The organism is Bradyrhizobium sp. CAR08 (assembly GCF_052871955.1).
The window spans coordinates 180257-200982 of record NZ_JBIXJX010000010.1; the positions used below are offsets into that span (position 1 = coordinate 180257).

General features: G+C 64.7%; 19 protein-coding genes. 8 read left to right on the forward strand and 11 right to left on the reverse strand.

The genetic code is table 11. The annotated features are described in order from the left end of the window. Window positions 1-179: 179 nt before the first annotated feature. The 3 genes from ACIPUD_RS22050 to radC all read left to right on the forward strand — a co-directional run bounded on the left by ACIPUD_RS22050 (window position 180) and on the right by radC (window position 3251). Window positions 180-1496 (forward strand): mechanosensitive ion channel family protein, encoded by a 1317-nt coding sequence (locus ACIPUD_RS22050; protein ID WP_026233939.1) that lies wholly within the window; start codon window positions 180-182, stop codon window positions 1494-1496. 121 nt (window positions 1497-1617) lie between these two features. Beyond that, window positions 1618-2436, forward strand: a complete 819-nt coding sequence (map, locus tag ACIPUD_RS22055) for a type I methionyl aminopeptidase (protein WP_018460078.1) — start codon at window positions 1618-1620, stop codon at window positions 2434-2436. Window positions 2437-2537: 101 nt separating this feature from the next. After that, complete coding sequence (radC, locus tag ACIPUD_RS22060; protein ID WP_085352015.1) at window positions 2538-3251, forward strand: RadC family protein; 714 nt, start codon at window positions 2538-2540, stop codon at window positions 3249-3251. On the opposite strand, the gene ACIPUD_RS22065 is transcribed toward radC, so the two are convergent. Then, window positions 3248-3568 (reverse strand): glycine zipper domain-containing protein, encoded by a 321-nt coding sequence (locus ACIPUD_RS22065; RefSeq protein WP_446481533.1) that lies wholly within the window; start codon window positions 3566-3568, stop codon window positions 3248-3250. The two genes, radC and ACIPUD_RS22065, sit on opposite strands and share 4 nt — an antisense overlap. A gap of 163 nt (window positions 3569-3731) precedes the next feature. Then, the gene (locus tag ACIPUD_RS22070) at window positions 3732-4106 is read right to left on the reverse strand and encodes a hypothetical protein (RefSeq protein WP_204513176.1); all 375 of its coding nucleotides are present in this window, start codon (window positions 4104-4106) and stop codon (window positions 3732-3734) included. A gap of 253 nt (window positions 4107-4359) precedes the next feature. Here ACIPUD_RS22070 and ACIPUD_RS22075 point away from each other — a divergent pair, with 253 nt between their 5' ends. Continuing rightward, entirely contained in the window at window positions 4360-5754 is a 1395-nt protein-coding gene (locus tag ACIPUD_RS22075; protein WP_446481534.1) for a peptidoglycan-binding protein, read from the forward strand. A 67-nt stretch (window positions 5755-5821) separates the two neighbouring features. Here the strand turns inward: ACIPUD_RS22075 and ACIPUD_RS22080 are convergent, their stop codons facing one another. The 5 genes from ACIPUD_RS22080 to ACIPUD_RS22100 are packed head-to-tail and all read right to left on the reverse strand — an operon-like array spanning window position 5822 to window position 10181. Next, complete coding sequence (locus ACIPUD_RS22080; protein ID WP_026233941.1) at window positions 5822-6514, reverse strand: AprI/Inh family metalloprotease inhibitor; 693 nt, start codon at window positions 6512-6514, stop codon at window positions 5822-5824. Continuing rightward, window positions 6514-7503, reverse strand: a complete 990-nt coding sequence (locus tag ACIPUD_RS22085) for a 2-hydroxyacid dehydrogenase (protein WP_018460085.1) — start codon at window positions 7501-7503, stop codon at window positions 6514-6516. Before ACIPUD_RS22085 ends, ACIPUD_RS22080 begins: the two co-directional genes overlap by 1 nt. Next, a complete protein-coding gene (locus tag ACIPUD_RS22090) occupies window positions 7503-8321 on the reverse strand; it encodes an ABC transporter permease (RefSeq protein ID WP_018460086.1) in 819 nt (272 codons plus the stop codon). Before ACIPUD_RS22090 ends, ACIPUD_RS22085 begins: the two co-directional genes overlap by 1 nt. After that, complete coding sequence (locus tag ACIPUD_RS22095) at window positions 8318-9148, reverse strand: ABC transporter ATP-binding protein (RefSeq protein ID WP_377791543.1); 831 nt, start codon at window positions 9146-9148, stop codon at window positions 8318-8320. Before ACIPUD_RS22095 ends, ACIPUD_RS22090 begins: the two co-directional genes overlap by 4 nt. Before the next feature lie 10 nt (window positions 9149-9158). Continuing rightward, window positions 9159-10181 carry an ABC transporter substrate-binding protein gene (locus ACIPUD_RS22100; RefSeq protein ID WP_085352017.1) on the reverse strand — a complete coding sequence of 341 codons (1023 nt, stop codon included), beginning with the start codon at window positions 10179-10181 and terminating at the stop codon, window positions 9159-9161. A 138-nt stretch (window positions 10182-10319) separates the two neighbouring features. Between ACIPUD_RS22100 and ACIPUD_RS22105 the strand changes: the two genes are divergently transcribed. The 3 genes from ACIPUD_RS22105 to ACIPUD_RS22115 all read left to right on the forward strand — a co-directional run bounded on the left by ACIPUD_RS22105 (window position 10320) and on the right by ACIPUD_RS22115 (window position 13907). After that, the gene (locus ACIPUD_RS22105; RefSeq protein ID WP_085358543.1) at window positions 10320-11126 is read left to right on the forward strand and encodes a creatininase family protein; all 807 of its coding nucleotides are present in this window, start codon (window positions 10320-10322) and stop codon (window positions 11124-11126) included. A gap of 139 nt (window positions 11127-11265) precedes the next feature. After that, a complete protein-coding gene (locus ACIPUD_RS22110) occupies window positions 11266-11529 on the forward strand; it encodes a hypothetical protein (RefSeq protein WP_247474484.1) in 264 nt (87 codons plus the stop codon). 395 nt (window positions 11530-11924) lie between these two features. Further along, entirely contained in the window at window positions 11925-13907 is a 1983-nt protein-coding gene (locus ACIPUD_RS22115) for a carbohydrate porin (RefSeq protein ID WP_446481582.1), read from the forward strand. 19 nt (window positions 13908-13926) lie between these two features. Here ACIPUD_RS22115 and ACIPUD_RS22120 read toward each other — a convergent pair whose 3' ends face one another. Further along, a complete protein-coding gene (locus tag ACIPUD_RS22120) occupies window positions 13927-16002 on the reverse strand; it encodes a methyl-accepting chemotaxis protein (protein WP_446481535.1) in 2076 nt (691 codons plus the stop codon). A 238-nt stretch (window positions 16003-16240) separates the two neighbouring features. Here ACIPUD_RS22120 and ACIPUD_RS22125 point away from each other — a divergent pair, with 238 nt between their 5' ends. Continuing rightward, window positions 16241-17536 (forward strand): hemolysin family protein, encoded by a 1296-nt coding sequence (locus ACIPUD_RS22125; protein WP_085349708.1) that lies wholly within the window; start codon window positions 16241-16243, stop codon window positions 17534-17536. A gap of 51 nt (window positions 17537-17587) precedes the next feature. Here ACIPUD_RS22125 and ACIPUD_RS22130 read toward each other — a convergent pair whose 3' ends face one another. From ACIPUD_RS22130 to ACIPUD_RS22140, 3 genes are all read right to left on the reverse strand, one after another. Beyond that, window positions 17588-17830 carry a PilZ domain-containing protein gene (locus tag ACIPUD_RS22130; protein ID WP_085357437.1) on the reverse strand — a complete coding sequence of 81 codons (243 nt, stop codon included), beginning with the start codon at window positions 17828-17830 and terminating at the stop codon, window positions 17588-17590. A 96-nt stretch (window positions 17831-17926) separates the two neighbouring features. Further along, window positions 17927-19636: an FMN-binding glutamate synthase family protein gene (locus ACIPUD_RS22135; RefSeq protein ID WP_446481536.1), complete on the reverse strand. Its 1710-nt coding sequence runs from the start codon at window positions 19634-19636 to the stop codon at window positions 17927-17929. A gap of 218 nt (window positions 19637-19854) precedes the next feature. Then, a complete protein-coding gene (locus tag ACIPUD_RS22140) occupies window positions 19855-20628 on the reverse strand; it encodes a ferredoxin--NADP reductase (protein ID WP_018460095.1) in 774 nt (257 codons plus the stop codon). Window positions 20629-20726: the final 98 nt, after the last annotated feature.

A 20726-nucleotide genomic window follows, 5' to 3' on the forward strand; every position in this document is an offset into this window, starting at 1 on the left:
ATCCTTATCGTCGGCGGACTCCCACGCCAACCCATTTTCTCCCGCTCGCGGCAATCTGCCCGCATTTTGCGGCCTTAACGCACTTCACTTGGCGGTGTATCGGTGGTCCGGCCGCGCCCTTTGTGGGATTCTCCGGCGCGCTCGAATCAACGCCTCCCGCCCGCTCCCCGACGAGACCGATAGACATGGACCTCAAAGACTTCATGGAGTTCGTGCAGACCACCGCGCGCAGCGTCGGGGCGGAAATCTCCTCGCCCTGGTTCTACCTGCAATTCGGGCTCATTCTGGCCGCGGCCGGCATCGCCTATGCCGCGGAAGCCGCCGTTCGCAGCCGCGTCGACATGACCTCGCTGGCGATGCGCTGGCCGCTGCCGCTCCGGCACTTCGTCCGGGTGATGGTCTCCAGCGCCTCGACGGCAGTTTTCACCCTGCTCGTGATCGTCTCCCGCGTGGTCATGTACCACGCGACCTGGCCGAGCCGCAGCTATCTCCTGATGGTCGCCGCCAAGCTGGGGCTGGCCTGGCTCGCGATCCGGCTCTTGACCTCGGTGCTGCGCAACGCCTTCATCGTCAAGCTGGTGTCGATCACGGCCTGGTTCGTCGCGGCGCTCTCGATCCTAGGCCAGCTCGATGCGACGGTCGACCTGCTCGACTCTTTCGCCATCGTGCTCGGCGGCCTGCGGCTGACGCCGTTGCTCGTGATCAAGGCGGGTGCGCTGCTGCTCATCGCGCTCTGGCTCACCAACATCGCCAGCAATTTCGCCGAGAGCCGGATCAACTCGACCACAGATCTGACGCCATCGGTGCAGGTGCTGCTGGTCAAGATCATCCGCATCGGCCTGCTTGCGGTCGCGATCGTGATCGCGCTCGGCACGGTCGGCATCGATCTCTCGGCGCTCGCGGTGTTCTCCGGCGCGGTCGGCGTTGGCATCGGTATCGGCCTGCAGAAGATCGTCGCCAATTTCATCTCGGGGATCATCCTGCTCGCCGACAAATCGGTGAAGCCTGGTGATCTCGTCACCATCGGCGACAACACCGGGCGGATCAGCGCGATGAAGACGCGCTATATTTCCGTCGCCGCCGGCGATGGCCGCGAGTTCCTGGTGCCGAACGAGGATCTGGTGACGCAGAAGGTCGTCAACTGGACCTACACCGACAAGAACACGCTGGTGAAGATCGCCTTCGGCACCAATTACGACGCCGACCCGCGGCTGGTCTGCAAGCTCGCCGCCGAGACCGCGGCCGCTCACCCGCGCGCGCAGAAGGGCAAGCCGCCGAATTCCATCCTGACCGAGTTCGCCGAAGCCGGGATGAAGTTCTCGCTGACCTTCTGGATTGCCGACCCCGACGGCATGGACAACGTCAAGAGCGACGTGATGCTGGCGCTGTGGGACGCCTTCAAGCGTGAAGGCATCCGGGTTCCCTACCCGGTCCGCGAAATCCGCGTCCGCGGCGGCGCCCTGCCGGTGGAAACCATCATGGAAGTCCCGAATTAGGCCCGCTTTCAGGCGCAAGGCAGGGCAGGCCTGACTTGCATGAAGGCGCGCAATCATTAAATTGGGCGCGAAATCAAGCCTTTCCGCCGATATCGAGCCCACCCCAGAAGATTGCGCCCGCATGAGCTACGTCGAAGCTACCGATACCTCGCTCCGCAAGACCGGGCAGATCAAGCTGCATGGACCAAGCGCCTTTGCCGGCATGCGCAAGGCGGGAGCGCTGGTGGCGAAGTGCCTCGACGAGCTCACCGACATCGTCGGGCCCGGCGTTCCGACCGACCGCATCGACCAGTTCGTCCGCGACTTCGCGTTCAGCAACAATGCCTATCCGGCGACGCTGATGTATCGCGGCTACCGCTATTCAACCTGCACCTCGCTCAACCACGTGGTCTGCCACGGCATGCCCGGCGACCGTCCGCTGAAAGAGGGCGACATCGTCAACATCGACGTCACCTTCATCGTCGACGGCTGGTACGGTGATTCCAGCCGGATGTATGCAGTCGGCCCGATCGCACGCAAGGCGGAGCGGCTGATCGAGGTGACCTATGAGGCCATGATGCGCGGCATCGCCGCGGTGAAGCCCGGCGCCACCACCGGCGACATCGGCCACGCCATCCAGAGTTTCGTCGAGCCGCAAGCCATGAGCGTGGTGCGCGATTTCTGCGGCCATGGCCTCGGGCGCATGTTCCACGACGAGCCGAACATCATCCATATCGGCCGGCCCGGCGAGGGCGTGCAGCTCAAGCCCGGCATGTTCTTCACAATCGAGCCGATGATCAATCTCGGCAAGCCGCATGTGAAGATCCTCTCCGACGGCTGGACCGCCGTGACCCGCGACCGCTCGCTATCGGCGCAGTTCGAGCACTCCGTCGGCGTCACCGCGACAGGTGTCGAGATCTTCACGCTGTCGGAGCGGCACGGCGAGAAGCAGATCGGGTGATCCCGGCGGCTGACGTTCGCATTCGCCGGATGGCGTGAAGCGGATTTGCCGCCGCAATTGACGGTTGCAAAAACGATTGGCCGCGGCAATGCTGGCGGCCGATGCCCGCCAAGCCCGACCACGACAAGAGCAAGCCCGAAGAAGCGCCGCACTATCTCGGCCATCGCGAACGGCTGCGCGAGCGCTTCTACAGCGCGGGTGCGGACGCGCTCAGCGACTACGAGCTGCTGGAGATGGCGCTGTTTCCGGCGCTGCCGCGGCGTGACACCAAGCCGCTGGCGAAGTCGCTGATCAAAATTTTTGGCTCGTTCGCCGAGGTCGTGCATGCGCCGGTGGCGCGCCTGCGCGAGGTGGACGGTGTCGGCGAGTCCGCGATCCACCAGCTCAAGCTGCTCGCGGCGGCGGCGCATCGCGTCGCCAAGGGCGGGGTCAACAGCCGCAACGCGCTGTCGTCCTGGAACGAGGTGATCGACTATTGCCGCACCAGCATGGCATTCGCCGACAAGGAGCAGTTTCGCCTGCTGTTCCTCGACAAGCGCAACCAGCTGATCGCCGACGAGGTGCAGCAGACCGGCACCGTCGATCACACCCCGGTCTATCCGCGCGAGGTGATCAAGCGCGCGCTGGAATTGTCCGCGACCGCGCTGATCCTGGTGCACAACCACCCCTCAGGCGATCCCTCGCCCTCGCAGGCCGACATCCAGATGACCAAGGCGATCATCGACATCGCAAAGCCGCTCGGCATCGCCGTGCACGACCACATCATCGTCGGCAAGAGCGGGCATGCGAGTTTGCGCGGGATGCGGTTGATCTAGTAGCAATATCGCGGATCGACCGGGACATAGGAGCCGTCCCGGCGCTGCGCGTAGCAGCCGCGCTGATAGGCGTAATAGCCGGAGCGGCGGCGTTCGCCCTCGGAGGCGATCGCAGCGCCCGTGCCGGCACCGACGACGGCGCCGATGGCGGCGCCGCGGCCTCCGCCGATGGCGCCACCCACGATCGCTCCACCGACGCCACCGAGGATGGCACCGCCAATGGCGTCCTGCGCCGCCGCCTCATGAGCCGGCATCGCGATCACGACCGCCAGACATGCCGCGATAGCGAAACTTCCAATGCGAAGACTTCGAAGCATGCTCGCCCTCCCCTGTGGTCAGACGAGTCATAGCGCCGCAGCCGGATTCGGACCAGAAAAATCACCATTTCGGGACCCGGCGCGTCACGCTATGGCGTCGGAGGCTCGGATCGAAGGCGGCTCAGACCATGGCGCATGCGCAGCACGGGCCGGCCGCTTCATCTCATGCATCGACCCAGCGCTGCACGGCCTCGGCGGTGTCGGCTGGCGTGGTGTTGAAGCAGATCGCGGCGTCGGGCGCCAGGCGGTGGACGAGGTTGAGCACCTTCTCGAACAGCAGCAGGCGCTCCCGAGGCTCGCGCAGCCCCGCGCCGATCACGATGCAGTCGAAATTCTCCTCGCGCAACGCTGCCGTGACGGCGGCTTCCGCCGCGGCATCGAGATCGATCAGGCAACTCGTGACCTCGTAACCGAGATCGCGCAGGCGCAGCAGCTGCGCATCGATATAGTTGCGCACGAGCTCCGGCGTGAGCTGCGGGAATGCGCTGTAGTCCGCGTTGCCGGGTTCGATGCCGATCGCGAGGACGCGCGTGGTCATGCTGGACTCCCTCGCCAGACTGCCTCGCGTCGCTAACGGGGCAGCGGCCCTGCCGGTTCCTTCGCCGGCGGCCGCCCTGATCCCGGTCCTGCCGCTCATTTTCCCGGCGAGGTTGTAACCCACTTCACACGCGGCGCCCCGGCGGCCTGCCAGACTTGCGGGAGATCACGCTGGCCTCACGCCCTGATCACGGCACCTGGTTCATTTCGACTGACGCGCAGTTGCGAAAACTCATTCATTGCGGGAGCGGAAAATGATTTCATTCGAGAGTCTGAAAAGCGAATACGAGGGCAATTGGGCCAATCTCGAGATCCGGCCTTCGCGCCTCTCCGACGCGAACGCGATCGCGCGCAAAGCCATCAACGGCAAGGCGACCTATCAGCAGATCGAGCGGTTGACCGGCGTGCCCTGGTATTTCGCTGCCCTCTGCCACTACCGCGAATCCAATTTCGATTTCGACACCTATCTCGGCAACGGGGAAACGCTCCATCGCGCGACGACGCTCGTTCCGAAAGGACGCGGTCCGTTTGCCACGTTCGTGGACGGCGCCGTGGACGCCTTCAGAATCGAGAATTTTGTCGGCGCTCACGACTGGGGGATCGCGCGGATTCTGTTCCGGCTCGAAGCGTTCAACGGCTTCGGCTATCACGCCAAGGGCTGCAACTCGCCCTATCTCTATGGCGGTTCGACGCTGTATGGCCCGCCCGAGGCAAGGGCCGGAAAATTCGTCCGCGATCATGTGTTCGATTCGAACCACGTCGATTCCCAGCTCGGCACCGCGGTGATCCTGCATGCGATGATGTCGCTGGATTCCTCGATCACCCTCGACGGCAGCCCGCAATTCGCAAGCCGCGCCGAGCCGGAGGACGACGCGGCGTCGACGATCGTTCTCATGCAGCAGGCGCTCAACAAGCTCGGCGCCAATCCGCCGCTCGCGGAGGACGGCATCAGCGGGCCGAAGACCAGGGCCGCGGTCTCGCAGTTTCAGCAGCAGAACGGCCTGAGAGATACCGGACTTCTCGACGGCGCCACCGTCGGCGCCCTCACGCGCGCGGCGCAGTCGGGCCCCACCGGACCGACCGGCGATGTCTCCCGGATCATGAAGCGGCTGGAGGACCTCGCGCAATTGCTGCGGCCGCCGGTCGGCGGTGCGACGCCGGCAACGACGACATCGGGCAATACGCTGCCCGCCACCAATGATCCGATCAGCCTGTTCGAACGGCTCTTTTCCCTCGTCAACAAGTCAGCCCCCATGCCAGGACCAGTCACCCTCACCCCAACCAGCCCCGCTCCCGTCGACCAGTTGAAGCAGGTCGTCGACCTGCTCGGCACCTTGCTCAACCGGGACGGCAAGCCCGTCCTCGGCCAGGTCAATGGCGCGCTCGGCGAGACCATCGGCAAGATGCTCGACGGCAAGAAGACTGCGCTCGGCATCGGCGGCTCGCTGATCACGGCGCTGCTGTCGTCGGTGACGGCGAGCCCCAATGCGGGAGGCCTTGCCGGGTTGCTCGGGACGCTCGTGTCGGCGGTGCCGGGCCTCGGCCAGTTCGCGATGCCGATCTCGCTGGCGCTCACAGCCTGGGGCGTGCTCGGCAAGATGGAGAAGTGGGCCCAAGGCACAGCGCCGCCGCCCAAGCCGACGACGTAGCCTGCCACCATCCTTCGAGACGCCCGCCTATGGCGGGGCCCTCAGGACGAGATTGCGTTTCGCGGCGCTACTGCCGCAGCATGATCAGGGGATCGGCGGTATCGGGGACGCGCCGCCATTGCGCGTTGTCGTCGGCCTCGAACTGCCAGGCCTCGCCGGCCTTCGACAGCAGGATGATCTGGCCGCGGTCTAGCCGCCATTGCGTCGGGTTGAACTGCGCGATGGCCGCATCGCATTTCGGCTTGAGGAAGACCTGGAAATTGTCCGGCCCGGCTTCCGTGTTGGTCAGCGTTAGCCCGCAGACAGGCTGGCCGTTGCCGCGCACGATCGACCAGTCGCCGATCATCTGGTCCATCGACTTCGCCATCGAGCGGGCGGCGGCGAGGTCTTGCAGGATGTAGACGCCCTCGCCCTGCCGCAGGCCCTCGAAGATGCCGGCCTCGACCTCGGTGAAGTCGATCACGGCCTCACCGCTCGCATCCTGCAAGCGGACGATGTCGAGACCCCTGACGCTCCAGGCGACGATGTCCTTGGTGAAAGGCAGCGCGGCCTTGCAGGCCGGCTCCAGCTCGAGCTTAAAGCCCTGCGCCGCGGCGTCGGCCTTGAGCGTGACGACGCAGGTCTTGCTGCGCTCGGTGGTCGAGAGCTCCCACTGCCCGGGCATCTCCTTCTTCAGGGTCGTCGTATCCTGCGCCTGCGCGATGCCGATCGCGGCCAAGCAGGCCACGACGGCGAATGTAACGACGCGAAGAACTCCCATCAGCGTCCCTTGAACGGCGTTTCGGCAACCGGCGTCAACGGCGCCTTGCCTGAGAACCAGGACTTGAGATTGTCGACCACGAGCTGATCCATCGCGTTGCGCGTCACCACCGAGGCCGAGCCGATATGCGGCAGCAGCACCACATTCTGCATGGCCTTGAGCTCGTCCGGCACGTTCGGTTCGGCCGCGAACACGTCGAGGCCGGCCGCGAGGATGGTGCCGGACTTGAGCGCCTGGACCAGCGCCGGTTCGTCGATCACCGAGCCGCGCGCAACGTTGACCAGCACCCCGCGCGGGCCGAGCGCCTTCAGCACCTCGGCGTTGATCATCTTGTTGGTCGAGGCGCCACCGGGCACGATCACCATCAGCGTGTCCACCGCCTTCGCCATCTCGATCAGGTCGGGGTAGTGCTTGTAGGAGACGTCCTTGGACGGGTTGCGGGTGTGATAGACCACCGGCACCAGCGAGGCATCGAGCCGGCGCGCGATCGCCTGTCCGATCCGGCCCATGCCGACGATGCCGACCTTGCGGTCGCGCAGCGAGCCGACGCTGAGCGGATAGTTCTGGGTCTGCCAGAGACCGGAGCGCACATAACGGTCGGCCTTGATGAACTCGCGCACCGTGGAGATCAGAAGCCCCATCGCGACGTCGGCGACCTCCTCGGTCAGCACGTCGGGCGTATTGGTGACGATGATGTTATGCTCGGCGGCGTATTTGGCATCGACGTGGTCGTAGCCGACGCCGAAGCTCGCCACCATCTCGATCTTGGGCAATTGCGACAGCGAATCCCGGTCGGCGCGCACGGTGTGATAGGTCACCGCCACGCCGCGGATCTTTTCGCGGATCGCCGGCGTCAGCCGCTCGAGATCGCCCCGCGTCTCCGCCTTGTGCACGACGAAATGATCGGAAAACCCGTTCTCGAGGATCGGCCGGACCGGCCCATAAATCAGAAGGTCGATCTTTTCGGACGAAATCGAACCGGTGGTCATCAGTTGTCCTTTCCAAGCGCGCTCTCGTGCCAGCGCCGTAAGACGAGGTGGGAAACTAGCGCCAGCACCCCATAGATGACAATCCCGGCCAGCGACAACAGCAGCAGCGCTGCGAACATGCGGGGTATGTTCAAGCGGTAGCCGGATTCTGCGATCCTGTAGGCGAGCCCGGAGCCGGCGCCGGCCGTTCCCGCCGCGATCTCGGCCACGACCGCGCCGATCAGCGACAGGCCGCCGGCAATGCGCAGGCCGCCGAGAATATAAGGCAGCGCCGCCGGCAGCTTGAGATAGCGCAGGGTCTGCTGTGGCGAGGCGCCATAGAGCTGGAACAGGCCCGCGAGGTTGCGATCGACCGAATTGAGCCCGAGCGTGGTATTGGACAGCACCGGGAAGAAGGCGACGATGAAGGCGCAGACCACGACCGCGGTCTGCTGCTCCAGATAGATCAGCAGCAGCGGCGCGATCGCGATGACCGGCGTGACCTGAAGCACCACGGCATAGGGGAATAGCGATGCTTCCACCCATTTGGACTGGTTGAACAGCAGCGCCAGCGCGATGCCGCCGACGCTGGCCGCGACAAAACCTTCAAGCGTGGTCAGCAGCGTCGCGGCAAGCGATTGCGACAGCACCGCCCAATCCTTGATCAGTGTCGCGAATATGACCGAGGGCGCCGGCAGCACGTAAGGCGGGATGTCCTTGATCCGGACCACGAGCTCCCAGGCGAGCAGTCCCGCCGCGAACACGATGACCGGTAGCGCGAAGCGCACCGCGCGTTGCGCGCCGGACGGCTTCGCAGTGACGGAAGCTTGCGCGTTCATAGCGTCGACTGCCCTGCATAGGACGGCGCCAGCGCCGCCGACACTTTCCGGCAATAATCGGAATAGGCGACTGAAGTGCGAAACTCCTCGCCACGCGGCTCGACCGTCTCGATGCGGAAGTCGGCCTGGATGCGGCCCGGCCGCGCGGTCATGACCACCACGCGCTGCGACAGATAGACGGATTCGAACACCGAATGCGTGACGAAGATGACGGTCTTGCCGAGCCTGCGCCACAGCGCGAGCAAATCGTCGTTGAGGCGGAAGCGCGTGATTTCGTCGAGCGCCGCGAACGGCTCATCCATCAGGAGGATATCAGGGTCTGTGACGAGCGCGCGCGCCAGCGACACCCGCATCTTCATGCCGCCGGAGAGCTCGCGCGGAAAGGCGTCGGCAAAATCGGCAAGCCCGACGCTTGCGAGCGCCTCATCGGCGCGCGCGCGCGATTCCGCCTTCGGAACGCCTGAGAGCTTCAGCGGCAACCGCACATTCTCGCGCACGCTGGTCCAGGGCATCAGGGTCGGTTCCTGAAACACGAAGCCGATGCCATGACCTGGGTGAACATGACCTGGCTGCGGTGTGCCCTCACGACGCGCCAGCCGGACGATTCCTGACGACGGCGCGCTGAGTTCGGCGATCAGCCGCAGCGCCGTCGACTTGCCGCAACCTGACGGCCCCAGCAGCGAGATGAACTCGCCCTTGCGCACCGCAAGATCGAGCGGGCCGAGCGCCATCAGGCCGTTGTCATAGGCCTTCGTCACGCCGCGCAGGCTGACAGCCAGAGCCGTCAGGCCGGTCTCGACCCCCGCCGACGTTTGGACTGATGACATCGGCCCTGCGCTACGGCTTGCTCGGGCGCAGCTCGGCGCCGACGCCCTTGTTGACGAAGCGCAGCGTATAGGATTTGCGGAAATCGAGGTCCGCCTTCACCACGCCCGCCTTCACCATCTTGTTGAAGAAGGAGGTGTAGCGCTCGTCGCTCATCGCGCCGATGCCGTTCTTCAGCGAATCGCCGGAATCGACGATGCCGTATTCCTTCATCTTGGCGACGGAATAGGCGAGCAGCTCATCCGTCATCTCCGGATTGAGCTTCTTGATCATGGCGTTGCCCGCTGAATTGTCGCGGTAGATGTAATTGTACCAGCCGACCATGGAGGCATCGACGAAGCGCTGCACCAGGTCGGGCTTCTTCTCGACGACGTCGCGGCGGCTCTCGATCAGGGTCGAATAGGTGTTGAAGCCGTAATCGGCGAGCAGCAACACGTTGGGCTTGAAGCCCGCGGCCTTCTCGACCGCGAAGGGCTCCGAGGTGACGTAACCCTGCATCGCGCTCTTGGGATTGGCGATGAAGGGCTGCGGATTGAAATTGTAGGGGCGAACGTTCTTCTCGCTGAAGCCGTATTCGGACTTCAGCCACTGGAAATAGCTGGTCATGCCCTCCTTGGAGACGAACAGCGTCAGCGGCTTGAGGTCCTCGATCTTGGCGACCTTGGCATCAGGCTGCGTCAGCATCACCTGCGGATCCTTCTGGAAGACCGCGGCGATCGTGACGACCGGGACGTTGTTGGCGACTGCGTCGAACGACATCAGCGTGTTCGCCGCCATGAAGAAATCGATCTTGCCGGCGATCAGCAGCATCCGGTTGTTCTCGTTGGGCCCGCCGGGCACGATGGTGACGTCCAGCCCGTATTTCTTGTAAGTGCCATCGGCGACGGCCTGGAAAAAGCCGCCATGCTCGGCCTCGGCGACCCAATTGGTGCCGAAGATGACCTTGTCCAGGGTTTCGGCGCGGGCCGGGACGACCGAGACGAAAGCGGCCATCAGGCCCGCCGTTAAGGCTCGCCGCAGATGAGAGGGGCTCATGATGGGACTCCGTCGATCGCTTCTAGCCGATGTCCAAGCAACGCGATAAAACCGCAAGACATTCGGGGACGCGAGCCGGCCTGGCCCGCGTCCCCTGATACCCTAAATTACGCGACAAATTCGGGCAAAGAAACCTTGATGACGCCTTCCCGCGATTGGACCGAGATTCGCTGGGCCGATGCCAGCCTCGCGGAGGTTTCGCGCTGGATCGCGGTGCTGCCGCTGGCCGCGACCGAGCAGCACGGCCCGCATCTGCCGCTCGAGACCGACGTGCTGATCGCGGACGCCTATCTCGCGCGCGTGCGCGAGCTCCTGCCCGAGCGCGCTCCGGCCACTTTCCTGCCCGTTGAACCGATCGGGATTTCCACCGAGCATATCGACTATCCGGGCACGCAGACGCTGCCGACTGACATCGCGTTGAAAAAATGGACCGCGATTGGCGAGGACGTCGCGCGCCGCGGAGTGAAGAAGCTCGTCATCGTCACCAGCCATGGCGGCAACAGCGCGGCCATGATGCTGGTCGCGCAGGATCTTCGCGCGCATCGGAAACTGTTCGTGGTGACGACGTCGTGGTCGCGGCTGTCGGGCGCGGACAAGCTGTTCCCGGCCGACGAAGTGCGCCACGGCATCCACGGCGGCGCCATTGAAACCTCGATCATGCTGGCGCGCTATCCCGATCGGGTGCGCATGGATGCGATCGCGAATTTTCCCGCGAGCAGCATCGCGATGGAGCAGCAATATCGCTGGCTGTCGACGCAGCGACCCGCGCCGTTCGCCTGGCAGGCGCAGGATCTCCACGCGAGCGGCGCCGCCGGCAACGCGACGCTAGCCGTGGCCGCGAAGGGCGAGCAGCTGATCGACCAGGGCGCCCGCGCTTTTTGCGAGCTGCTTGCCGAGGTTGATAACTTCGACGTGAACAGGCTCGCAAAAGGCCCGCTCGGCTAGCGCTCATCCTTCTGGAATCATTCAGGAAAGAGCCAGACTCGAGCTCCGCCTTTGCCGAGTTCGAACCGGACGCGCGGAGCCTCCGTCCAACTCGGTACGCGGGCCACAAGGGACCGCCTCAACCCGGATGGAGTTTCACATGTCGATTAAGACCAAGGTTTTCGCAGTTGCCCTCACCGCGCTCACCCTGACCGGCAGCGTCGTGGCCACCACCTCGCAGGCGCAAGCCAAGCCGCTCGGCTGGGGCGTCGGCGTCGGCCTGGGCATCGCCACCGCCGCCGTCGTCGGCTCCGCGATCGCCGCCAGCAACGACCCCTATTACAACGGCTATCACCGCTGCGGCTGGGCCGCCCAGTACAACGCCTTTGGTCAGTACGTTGGCCGCGTGCGTACCTGCTTCTGATTTGAGTCCCTGAGGCCGATCTCACGTGGATCCCGCGTCCGACACGGGCGCCTCATCCACCCCGTGTCGGGCCCCCGACCCCGCCCGGATGTCCCCCCGGGCGGGGTCAACCGTTTTGGACCTTGGAATTTGTTGCAGTCCCGTCACATCGCGGTGCGAACCATCTCCTGCGACAATCCGCACTAGTTGCTACTGCGAATTAATCGCAATAAGGTTTCCAGAGGCTCAGGGGCTTGGGAAGAAATCGCGCCGGATCGAGATCATCTCGACCGATCGCGGGAGCACCTAAGCCTGATGACAGGGTCGCCGCGAATCGGCAGGGATAGTGCGGCGAGTGGACACATTCGCGTTTGGGGGCGTGCGTTTTGACGTTGAGGGGTCACCGTTACAGGTATTTGCGAACGGCCGCGGCGATTGCCACGGGCGTCTTGACTTTGCCCGCCAGCAGCCGCGCGGCTGATCTGCCGCTGAAGGCACCGGCGCTGAAGGCCGTCTATGACTGGACCGGCCTCTACATCGGTGCGCATGCCGGCTACAGCCTCGGCTCGTCGCGCTTCGCGCTGAACGACGGCACAGGCATTAGCGACAGCGGCGTCTTCAGCGGCATGATCGGCGGCGTGCAGGCCGGCTACAATTACCGGCTCAATTCCGGCTGGCTCCTCGGCGTCGAAGGCGATTTTTCGTTTCCGAACTACATCACTTCCAACTCGATCGTGTCCTTCCTGGCGACACCCGCCAACACCGTCACGCAGCAATGGGACTACACTGCGAGCCTGCGCGGCCGCGTCGGCTACACCAGCGGTCCCTGGCTGGTCTACGCCACCGGCGGCTTTGCATGGATGGGCGAGCGCTATTTCGACACGCCGGCCGCAGGCGAAGCAGTCCCGAAAATCCTGAACACGCGGCCCGGCTGGATCGCGGGTGCCGGCATCGAATACGGCTTTGCGCCGCATTGGAGCGCACGGCTCGAATATCTCTATAGCCGCTTCGACGGCGCCAATGTCGCCTTCTCCACAGGTGCCCAATACAATTCGTCGTCGCTCGACTTCCAAACGATCCGGCTCGGCCTCAACCGCAAGGTCGATTGGCCGGGCATGCCGGGCTACAATCCCAAGAGCTTGGGGATCGCCTCGCTAATCGACACCGAATCGGATCGCTGGGAGATCCACGGCCAGAGCACTTATCTGCCGCAAGGCTACCCGTCGTTCCCCGCCCTCTACACCGGGCCGAATTCGCTCTCGCCATCAAGGCAGGCCAAGGCGACCTGGAGCAACAGCCTGTTCCTGAACGCAAAGCTGTGGGACGGCGGCGAGGTCTACTACAATCCCGAACTGCTGCAGGGATTTGGATTGAACGACACGGTCGGCGCGGCCGGTTTCCCCAACGGCGAGGCGCAGAAGTCGAACTTCCCCTATCCGCACTACAACACGTCGCGCCTGTTCGTGCGCCAGACATTCGGCTTTGGCGGCGAGCAGGAAGAGCTCGCGAGCGGCCAGTTGCAGCTCGGACAGAAGGTCGACGTATCCAGGCTCACGGTGCAGGCCGGCAAATTCCCGGTGATCGACGTGTTCGACGGCAACGCCTACGCCAAGGACACCCGCAAGGACTTCATGAACTGGTCGCTGTGGGCGCCAGGCGCCTTCGACTATTCCGCCGACAAGGTCGGCCTCACCTACGGCGTCACCGCCGAGCTGAATCAGAAGCAGTGGGCGTTGCGCGGCGGCTACTTCCTGATGGTCGCCGAGTCCAATTCGAATCATTTCGACACCAGGGTCGGCGAGCGCGGCCAGTACGTGCTCGAGCTCGAAACGCGCTTCTCCCTGCTTGGCCAACCCGGCAAGCTCAGGACCATAGGCTGGCTCGACAGCGCCAACATGGGCAGCTTCCGCGAGACGCTGGACAATCCCGCGCTCAACCTCGACATCGCGCAGACCCGGCGCGGCCGTCTGAAGTATGGCTACGTGCTCAACCTCGAGCAGGCGATCACCGAGGATGTCGGTCTGTTCGGCCGTTGGAGCTGGAACGACGGCAAGACCGAGACGCTGGCCTTCACCGACATTCACCGCAGCCTGTCTGGCGGTCTTTCGATCAAGGGCACGAAATGGGGCCGGCCCGATGACGTGATCGGCGTCGGCGGCGCCATCAATGCCATCTCGCAGGACTATCGCGACTTCCTGGCCGCCGGCGGCCTCGGTGTTCTCATCGGCGACGGCGCCCTCAACTACCGCCGCGAGCGCATCCTCGAAACCTATTACGCCTATGCGCTGAACAAGAGTCTCACCCTCACTGCCGACTACCAGCTGATCGTCAACCCCGCCTACAACGCCGATCGCGGCCCGGTGTCGGTATTTTCCGGGCGGCTACACGGCGAGTTCTGAGCGCTTCCGGCTACGTGACTTACGCAGCCCGGATCGCGTCCAGGAATTTCCCGACCTCGACCTTGAGGCGGCCGCTCTCGCCGGACAGCGACTTCGCTGACGCGAGCACGGTGGAGGAGGCCGATCCGGTCTGGCTCGCGCCGCGCTGCACGTCGACGATGCTGGCGGAGACCTGTTGGGTGCCGCGTGCCGCCTGCTGCACGTTGCGGGAAATCTCCCGCGTCGCCGCGCCTTGCTGCTCGACCGCGGAGGCGATCGCCGATGCGATCTCGGACATGCGGGTGATGGTGTCGCCGATCGACTTGATGGCGCCGACGGAATCCTGCGTCGCGCTCTGGATTCCCGTGATCTGCTGGCTGATCTCGCCGGTGGCCTTGGCGGTCTGCTCGGCGAGCGCCTTGACCTCGGAGGCGACCACGGCGAAGCCGCGCCCGGCCTCGCCGGCGCGCGCCGCCTCGATCGTTGCATTGAGCGCCAGAAGATTGGTCTGGCCCGCGATCTGGCTGATGAGCTCGACCACGTCGCCGATCCGGCCGGCCGCCTTGGCGAGTTCGCCGACATAGTCGTTGGTCCGCGCAGCCTGCTGCACCGCTTCGCCGGCCACCCGCGCGGAGTCCTGGACCTGCCGGCTGATCTCGTCGACCGAGGACGCCATTTCCTCCGCGGCCGCGGCGACGGTCTGCACGTTGCTGGAGGCCTGCTCGGAGGCGGCCGCAACGGTCGCGGTGACCTTTTCCGATTGATCGGCGGTGCTCGTCAGCGTTCCCGCCGACACTTCCAGCTCCGACGATGCCGACGACACGGTGTTGATGACGTCGCCGATCAACGCTTCGAAATCGCGTGCGATCTGGTCCATGCGCTGGCTGCGCCGGAGCTTCGCCTCGGCTTCCACCGCGGCGGCCTCATCGGCGGCCTTCTTGGCGGAGAGCGAATCCTTGAAGTGCTGGAGCGAGCCCGCCACCTGGCTGATCTCGTCATTGCGGCCGGTCACGGGAATCTCGACCTCGTGCTGCCCGGCGGCAAGAGTTGCGATCACGTCCGCGAGCCGGCTGAGCGGCGTCACCACGCGCCTGCGCAACATCATCGTCACGCCACCGAGTGTCCCCAGCAGCGCCAGCACCGCCACGCCCGCGAGCGCGAGCATCGCCAGCGCGCCGTCGCGCGCGGCCGAGGCGCGCTCGGCAGCTTCCGCCAGCGCGGCATCGCGGACGCCGTAGAACATCTGGATGGCGGGGACGATAATGTTGGCCAGCTCTTCGGCATTGATGCCGTACTTGCCGTCGCCACGTGCCGCGGGCATCTCCTTGTCCACGGCAGCGGCTGCTTTCCCGAAATAGGAATCCGTCGCCGCCTTCAGCGCGGCGGCGATCCGGGGCGGGCTTCCGAGCTGGTCGATGCCGGCCTCGATGCGCTCGCGGTCGGCCTCGACACGTCCCTGCATCCGATCCATCAGCGACAATTCGGCCGCCGTGAGCGGTCGGCGAGCGCTCAGCGCCGGCGACAGCGTGGCGGCGCGGCTGCCGGCCGAGACGCGCAGATCCTGCGCCGTTCGCGCCAGGCTCAACAGCGCCGCAAGCGAGGAATCGGCATTGATGACCTTGGCTTCAAGCCGGTTCATGATCGGCTCGATATTGCCGATGACCTCGGCAACGCCTGGAAGGAAGCCCTTGATTACAGCGCCGTCGCGCGTCGCCAGGGGCACGCTCATCGCGCGATCTGCCGCCGTGATGATATCCTTGAGCCGCCGCGCAGTACGGTCCAGGTTTTCGATCATCGCTCCGGAATCATCCAGCACCATGATGGCGCGCCTTGCCCCCTCGAACGCGCCATCGACCGCTTTCGCCGCCTTTGCGGCGGCTTCGATCTGGACCTGCGTCGCAGAATTCTCCTGGAAGATCGGGGAAATGTAGGGAGCACGAAGGCCGGCAACGTGCTGACTGACCATCAGGGTCGCACCGAAGGCCTCGACCGTCTTGATCGCATCGGAGCGGTTCGTGAAGATGCGCGCCTGGGGTATCAGCACCTCGGCGCCAAGGATGACTGCAAACACCGTCACCGTCAGCATCGACAGCGCAAAGAGCTTCCCGATCCGCATTCTGATCCCCGAATACATTCCTGCAAATGCCGAGAACCTAGCTGGTGGCCGCTAAGAGCCCGTTAAGCAACGGCATGCCCGTAGTTCCGCGGGGTATTGGGGAGTGCCTTCGGGGACGGGGTCGCCGAAGTTCCTTCGCGATGCCCGATGGGACAGAATCATCGGCATTTCTTCCTCGAATACCTATATCAAGACCTGTGCGGCCATCCGCGCCACACTCCCTTACCTCGGAACATCAATGCTCTCCGCCGAACTCGCCATCGTCGTCGTCCTGATCGTCATCAACGGCTTGCTGTCCATGTCCGAGCTGGCCGTGGTCTCGTCGCGCCCGGCCCGGCTGTCGATGCTCGCCGCCAAGGGCGTCCGCGGCGCCGAGCGGGCGCTGACGCTCGCGGCCGATCCCGGCAAATTCCTCTCGACGGTGCAGATCGGGATCACGCTGGTCGGCGTGCTCTCCGGCGCGTTCTCGGGCGCGACGCTCGGACAGCGGCTGACGCAATGGCTGCTCGAGCTCGGCCTGTCCGCTGGAATTGCCGACATCGTCGGAGTGGGCCTGGTCGTCACGCTCATCACCTACGCCACCCTGATCGTCGGCGAGCTGGTGCCGAAGCAGGTGGCGCTGCGCGACCCCGAGAGCATCGCGGTCAGGGTTGCACCCGCGATGCACGTGCTTGCGAAGGTCTCGCTGCCGCTGGTCTTCCTGCTCGATCTCTCCGGCAAGCTGATCCTCACGCTGCTCGGCCATGGCGGCAAGTCTGAAGAAAAAGTGTCAGAAGATGAGATCCATCATCTCGTCAGCGAAGCCGAAAACGCAGGCGTGCTCGAGTCAGGTGAAAAGGAGATGATCGCGGGCGTGATGCGGCTCGGCGACCGGCCGGTCGGCGCGATTATGACGCCGCGCACGGAGGTCAACGAGATCGACCTGAACGATACGCCGGAAAGCATTCAAGCGACCATCGCCAAGAGTCCGCATTCACGCTTTCCGGTGTCCGACGGCGACCGCGACAAGCCGATTGGCGTGCTTCAGGCCAAGGACCTGCTGGTGGCCTTCATGAACGAGCGCACGCCGGATTTGCGCGTGCTGGTCCGCGAGGCGCCCGGCATTCCCGCCTCAGCCGATGCCCGCGACGTGCTGGCGATCCTGAAGGCTGCACCGGTGCATGTCGGCCTCGTCTACGACGAATACGGCGCCTTCGAAGGCATCGTGACGACGGCTGACATTCTGGAATCCATTGTGGGTGCCTTCCATTCCGAGGAAGGCCCGCCGGAACCAGCCTACGTCAAGCGCGCGGACGATTCGCTGCTGGTCTCAGGCTGGATGCCGGTCGACGAATTCGGCGAGCTGCTCGGCATCGAACTGCCGCCGCACCGCTACAACACCGTCGCCGGCCTCGTGCTGCAACAGTTCAACGTGCTGCCTGATGTCGGCGACGCCTTCGACTTCGGCGACTGGCACATCGAGGTGGTCGATCTCGACGGGCGGAGGATCGACAAGATTCTCGCGAGCCGGCGGAGCGAAGTAGAGACGGGGTGAGCGAGCGGCGACGTGAGGTGGTGCTGAACTCTCCACGTGTGGTCCCAGCCCTCACCCGAACCTCACCCCGATCCGCTTTTCCTTGCGCCAGATCACGGTGCAGGCGAGATGTTTTCCGTCGGCCTGCACAAGCAGGCTGAAATGGTCGGGGATGCCGACGGGACTGCTGACGTCGAGCGCGGCGCCGGTATCTGACAGGTTGCGGATAGTGCAGTCGATCGCGCCGCCGCCGCCGAACTCGATCGTTCCGGCCTTCAGCACGCGATGCCTTGCCTTGTCGCGCCGCTCGTCCATGGGAACAATCTACACCCAAAGTTGAATCAAACGTTAAACGCACCCCTCGCCATGCTTTTGCGCGCGGGGCCGCGGCCCTGCAAGTGGACCGGCGCCCTACAGCGCCGGCTGGAATGTCTCCGTCCGTGCCATCCGCCAGGCGTCGCGGAAGCGTGGGTCTTCGGTGCCTTCGAGCAGTTCGCCCGGACGCAGCGACGGATAAAGCTGCGCGAAGGATTTCACGTCCGTCGTCGAGGTGCGCTGGGAGAAGTGGACCGGGCGCAGCTGCTGCGGATGTTCGAGACCGGCCGCGGCGATCAGCTCGGTCAGCGAGTGCAGCGTCGCCAGGTGATAATTGTGCACGCGGTCGATCTTGAGCGGCACATAGAGCGCGCGGGCCCGCGTCGGGTCCTGCGTCGCGACGCCGGTCGGGCAGCGGTCGGTGTGGCAGCTCAGCGACTGGATGCAGCCGAGCGAGAACATGAAGCCGCGCGCCGAATTGCAGTAGTCCGCGCCGATCGCCATGGCGCGCGCCATGTCGAACGCGGTGGCTATCTTGCCGGAGGCGCCGATCTTGATGCGGTCGCGCGCGTTGATGCCGATCAGCGCGTTGTGGACGAAACTGACGCCCTCGCGCATCGGCATGCCCAGATGGTCCATGAACTCCAGTGGCGCGGCGCCGGTGCCACCCTCGTTGCCGTCGACAACGATGAAGTCGGGATAGATGCCGGTCTCGATCATCGCCTTGCAGATCGCCAGGAATTCCCAGGGATGACCGATGCACAGCTTGAAGCCCGTCGGCTTGCCGCCGGAGAGCTTTCGCATCTCGGCGATGAACTTCATCATGCCGACAGGGGTCGAGAAGGCGCGATGCGAGGCCGGCGAGATGCAATCCTCGCCCATGGCGACCCCGCGGATCTTGGAAATCTCCTCCGAGACTTTCGCCGCCGGCAGCACGCCGCCATGACCGGGCTTGGCGCCCTGGCTGATCTTGAGCTCGACCATCTTGATCTGGTCCTGGGTCGCGACGCGCGCGAAGGCTTCGGGATCGAAGGCGCCGTCGAGATGACGACAGCCGAAATAGCCCGAACCGATCTCCCAGATGATGTCGCCGCCCATCTCCGCGTGATAGGGGCTGAAGCCGCCCTCGCCGGTGTCGTGCGCGAAGCCGCCCTTCTTGGCGCCGGCATTCAGCGCGCGCACGGCGTTCGGGCTGAGCGCGCCAAAACTCATGGCGGAAATGTTGAATACCGAAGCCGAATACGGCTTGGCGCAATCCGGGCCGCCGATGGTGACGCGGAATTTCTCCTCGGCATGCGTCTTCGGCGAGACCGAGTGATGCATCCACTCATAACCCTGGCGGTAGACGTCCTCCTGGGTACCGAACGGACGCTTGTCGAGCTGCATCTTGGCGCGCTGATAGACCACCGCACGGATGTCGCGCGAGAACGGCATGCCGTCCTTCTCGCTCTCGAAGAAATACTGCCGCATCTCCGGGCGTATCTCTTCGAGCAAAAAACGGATATGGGCCGAGATCGGGTAGTTGCGCAGAACGGCGTGGCCCTTCTGCATGAGGTCGCGGATGCCAAGCGCCGTCAGCGCGCCGAAGATCAGGATCGGGATCAGCAGAATGTCGAAGATCTTGCCATCGGCAAATCCGATGCCGGTCAGCAGCGCAGTGACCACCGCGCAGATCGTCAGGACGATGAAGCGCGGAGAGAATGGCAGCAGCAGGGTTTCGATGATCCCCTCTTCCGCCAGCGGCAGCCGTTTGGCCGATGGGTTGGGCGATTCCTGCGTTTTGTTCTCGTCGGCCACGATTCCCATCCTCTCGCCAGCATGAGGCGGTACGATACGCCCGCGCCTGTCATACGGATATGACGCGGCCCGTGTTTCACGCTAGCGAATTCGGCGGGGACAAATCAATCAGCCCGATGGGCGGGCTTTTGCGGTGCAGCAGGGCTCGGAAGGGACGGGCATTAACCGGTCAAGGCGCTTTACCCAGGCAAACGTCCTGGCTTTTGCCAGGACGAGACCGAGAGGGCCTACCGCTCGACGAACGCCTTTTCGATCACGAAATGGCCGGGCTTGTTGCCTGAGCCCTCGACGAAGTCGCGGCCTTCGAACATCAGTTTCAGCTCTTCGAGCATCGCCGGGCTGCCGCACATCATGATGCGGTCGGTCGCGATGTCGAGCGGACCCTGGCCGATGTCGTTGAAGATCTGCTCGGAGCTGATGAGGTCGGTGATGCGGCCGCGGTTCTTGAACGGCTCGCGGGTCACGGTCGGGTAGTAGATGAGCTTGTCCGCGAGCAACTCCCCGAACAGCTCGTCCTCGCGAAGACCGGCGACGAGCTTCTCGCCATAGGCGAGCTCGGAGACCTGGCGGCAGCCGTGCACCAGCACGATGCTGTCGAACTGGTCGTAAACCTCGGGATCCTTGATCAGGCTGGCGAAGGGCGCGAGGCCGGTGCCGGTCGAGAGCAGCAGCAGCCGCTTGCCGGGAATGAGATTGTCGGTGATCAGCGTGCCGGTCGCCTTGCGGCCGACCAGGATGGTGTCGCCTTCCTTGATCTTCTGGAGACGCGACGTCAGCGGGCCGTCCTGAACCTTGATCGAGAAGAACTCGAGCTCTTCCTCGTGATTAGCGCTCGCCATGCTGTAGGCGCGGAGCAGCGGGCGGCCCTCAACCTCGAGGCCGATCATCGCGAACTGGCCGTTCTGGAAGCGGAAGCCGGAATCGCGGGTTGCGCGAAAGCTGAACAGGGTGTCGGTCCAGTGCTGGACGGAAAGAACCTTCTCTCGGTAAAACGCGCTCATGATTTTCGATATTCCGAATAATTGCGGTTTTAGGGCAAAAGCGTTGCCCGGCCCCTGAAAGCGGAGCGGACACCATTGCCATGGCGGAGGATTTCGCG

Coding starts and splice junctions, on each gene's coding strand:
- ACIPUD_RS22075 (WP_446481534.1), top strand. CDS start 4,360: ATGATTTCATTCGAGAGTCTGAAAAGCGAATACGAGGGCAATTGGGCC.
- ACIPUD_RS22065 (WP_446481533.1), bottom strand. CDS start 3,568: ATGCTTCGAAGTCTTCGCATTGGAAGTTTCGCTATCGCGGCATGTCTG.
- ACIPUD_RS22070 (WP_204513176.1), bottom strand. CDS start 4,106: ATGACCACGCGCGTCCTCGCGATCGGCATCGAACCCGGCAACGCGGAC.
- ACIPUD_RS22080 (WP_026233941.1), bottom strand. CDS start 6,514: ATGGGAGTTCTTCGCGTCGTTACATTCGCCGTCGTGGCCTGCTTGGCC.
- map (WP_018460078.1), top strand. CDS start 1,618: ATGAGCTACGTCGAAGCTACCGATACCTCGCTCCGCAAGACCGGGCAG.
- ACIPUD_RS22120 (WP_446481535.1), bottom strand. CDS start 16,002: ATGCGGATCGGGAAGCTCTTTGCGCTGTCGATGCTGACGGTGACGGTG.
- ACIPUD_RS22110 (WP_247474484.1), top strand. CDS start 11,266: ATGTCGATTAAGACCAAGGTTTTCGCAGTTGCCCTCACCGCGCTCACC.
- ACIPUD_RS22125 (WP_085349708.1), top strand. CDS start 16,241: ATGCTCTCCGCCGAACTCGCCATCGTCGTCGTCCTGATCGTCATCAAC.
- ACIPUD_RS22085 (WP_018460085.1), bottom strand. CDS start 7,503: ATGACCACCGGTTCGATTTCGTCCGAAAAGATCGACCTTCTGATTTAT.
- ACIPUD_RS22130 (WP_085357437.1), bottom strand. CDS start 17,830: ATGGACGAGCGGCGCGACAAGGCAAGGCATCGCGTGCTGAAGGCCGGA.
- ACIPUD_RS22095 (WP_377791543.1), bottom strand. CDS start 9,148: ATGTCATCAGTCCAAACGTCGGCGGGGGTCGAGACCGGCCTGACGGCT.
- ACIPUD_RS22140 (WP_018460095.1), bottom strand. CDS start 20,628: ATGAGCGCGTTTTACCGAGAGAAGGTTCTTTCCGTCCAGCACTGGACC.
- ACIPUD_RS22135 (WP_446481536.1), bottom strand. CDS start 19,636: ATGGGAATCGTGGCCGACGAGAACAAAACGCAGGAATCGCCCAACCCA.
- radC (WP_085352015.1), top strand. CDS start 2,538: ATGCCCGCCAAGCCCGACCACGACAAGAGCAAGCCCGAAGAAGCGCCG.
- ACIPUD_RS22105 (WP_085358543.1), top strand. CDS start 10,320: ATGACGCCTTCCCGCGATTGGACCGAGATTCGCTGGGCCGATGCCAGC.
- ACIPUD_RS22090 (WP_018460086.1), bottom strand. CDS start 8,321: ATGAACGCGCAAGCTTCCGTCACTGCGAAGCCGTCCGGCGCGCAACGC.
- ACIPUD_RS22100 (WP_085352017.1), bottom strand. CDS start 10,181: ATGAGCCCCTCTCATCTGCGGCGAGCCTTAACGGCGGGCCTGATGGCC.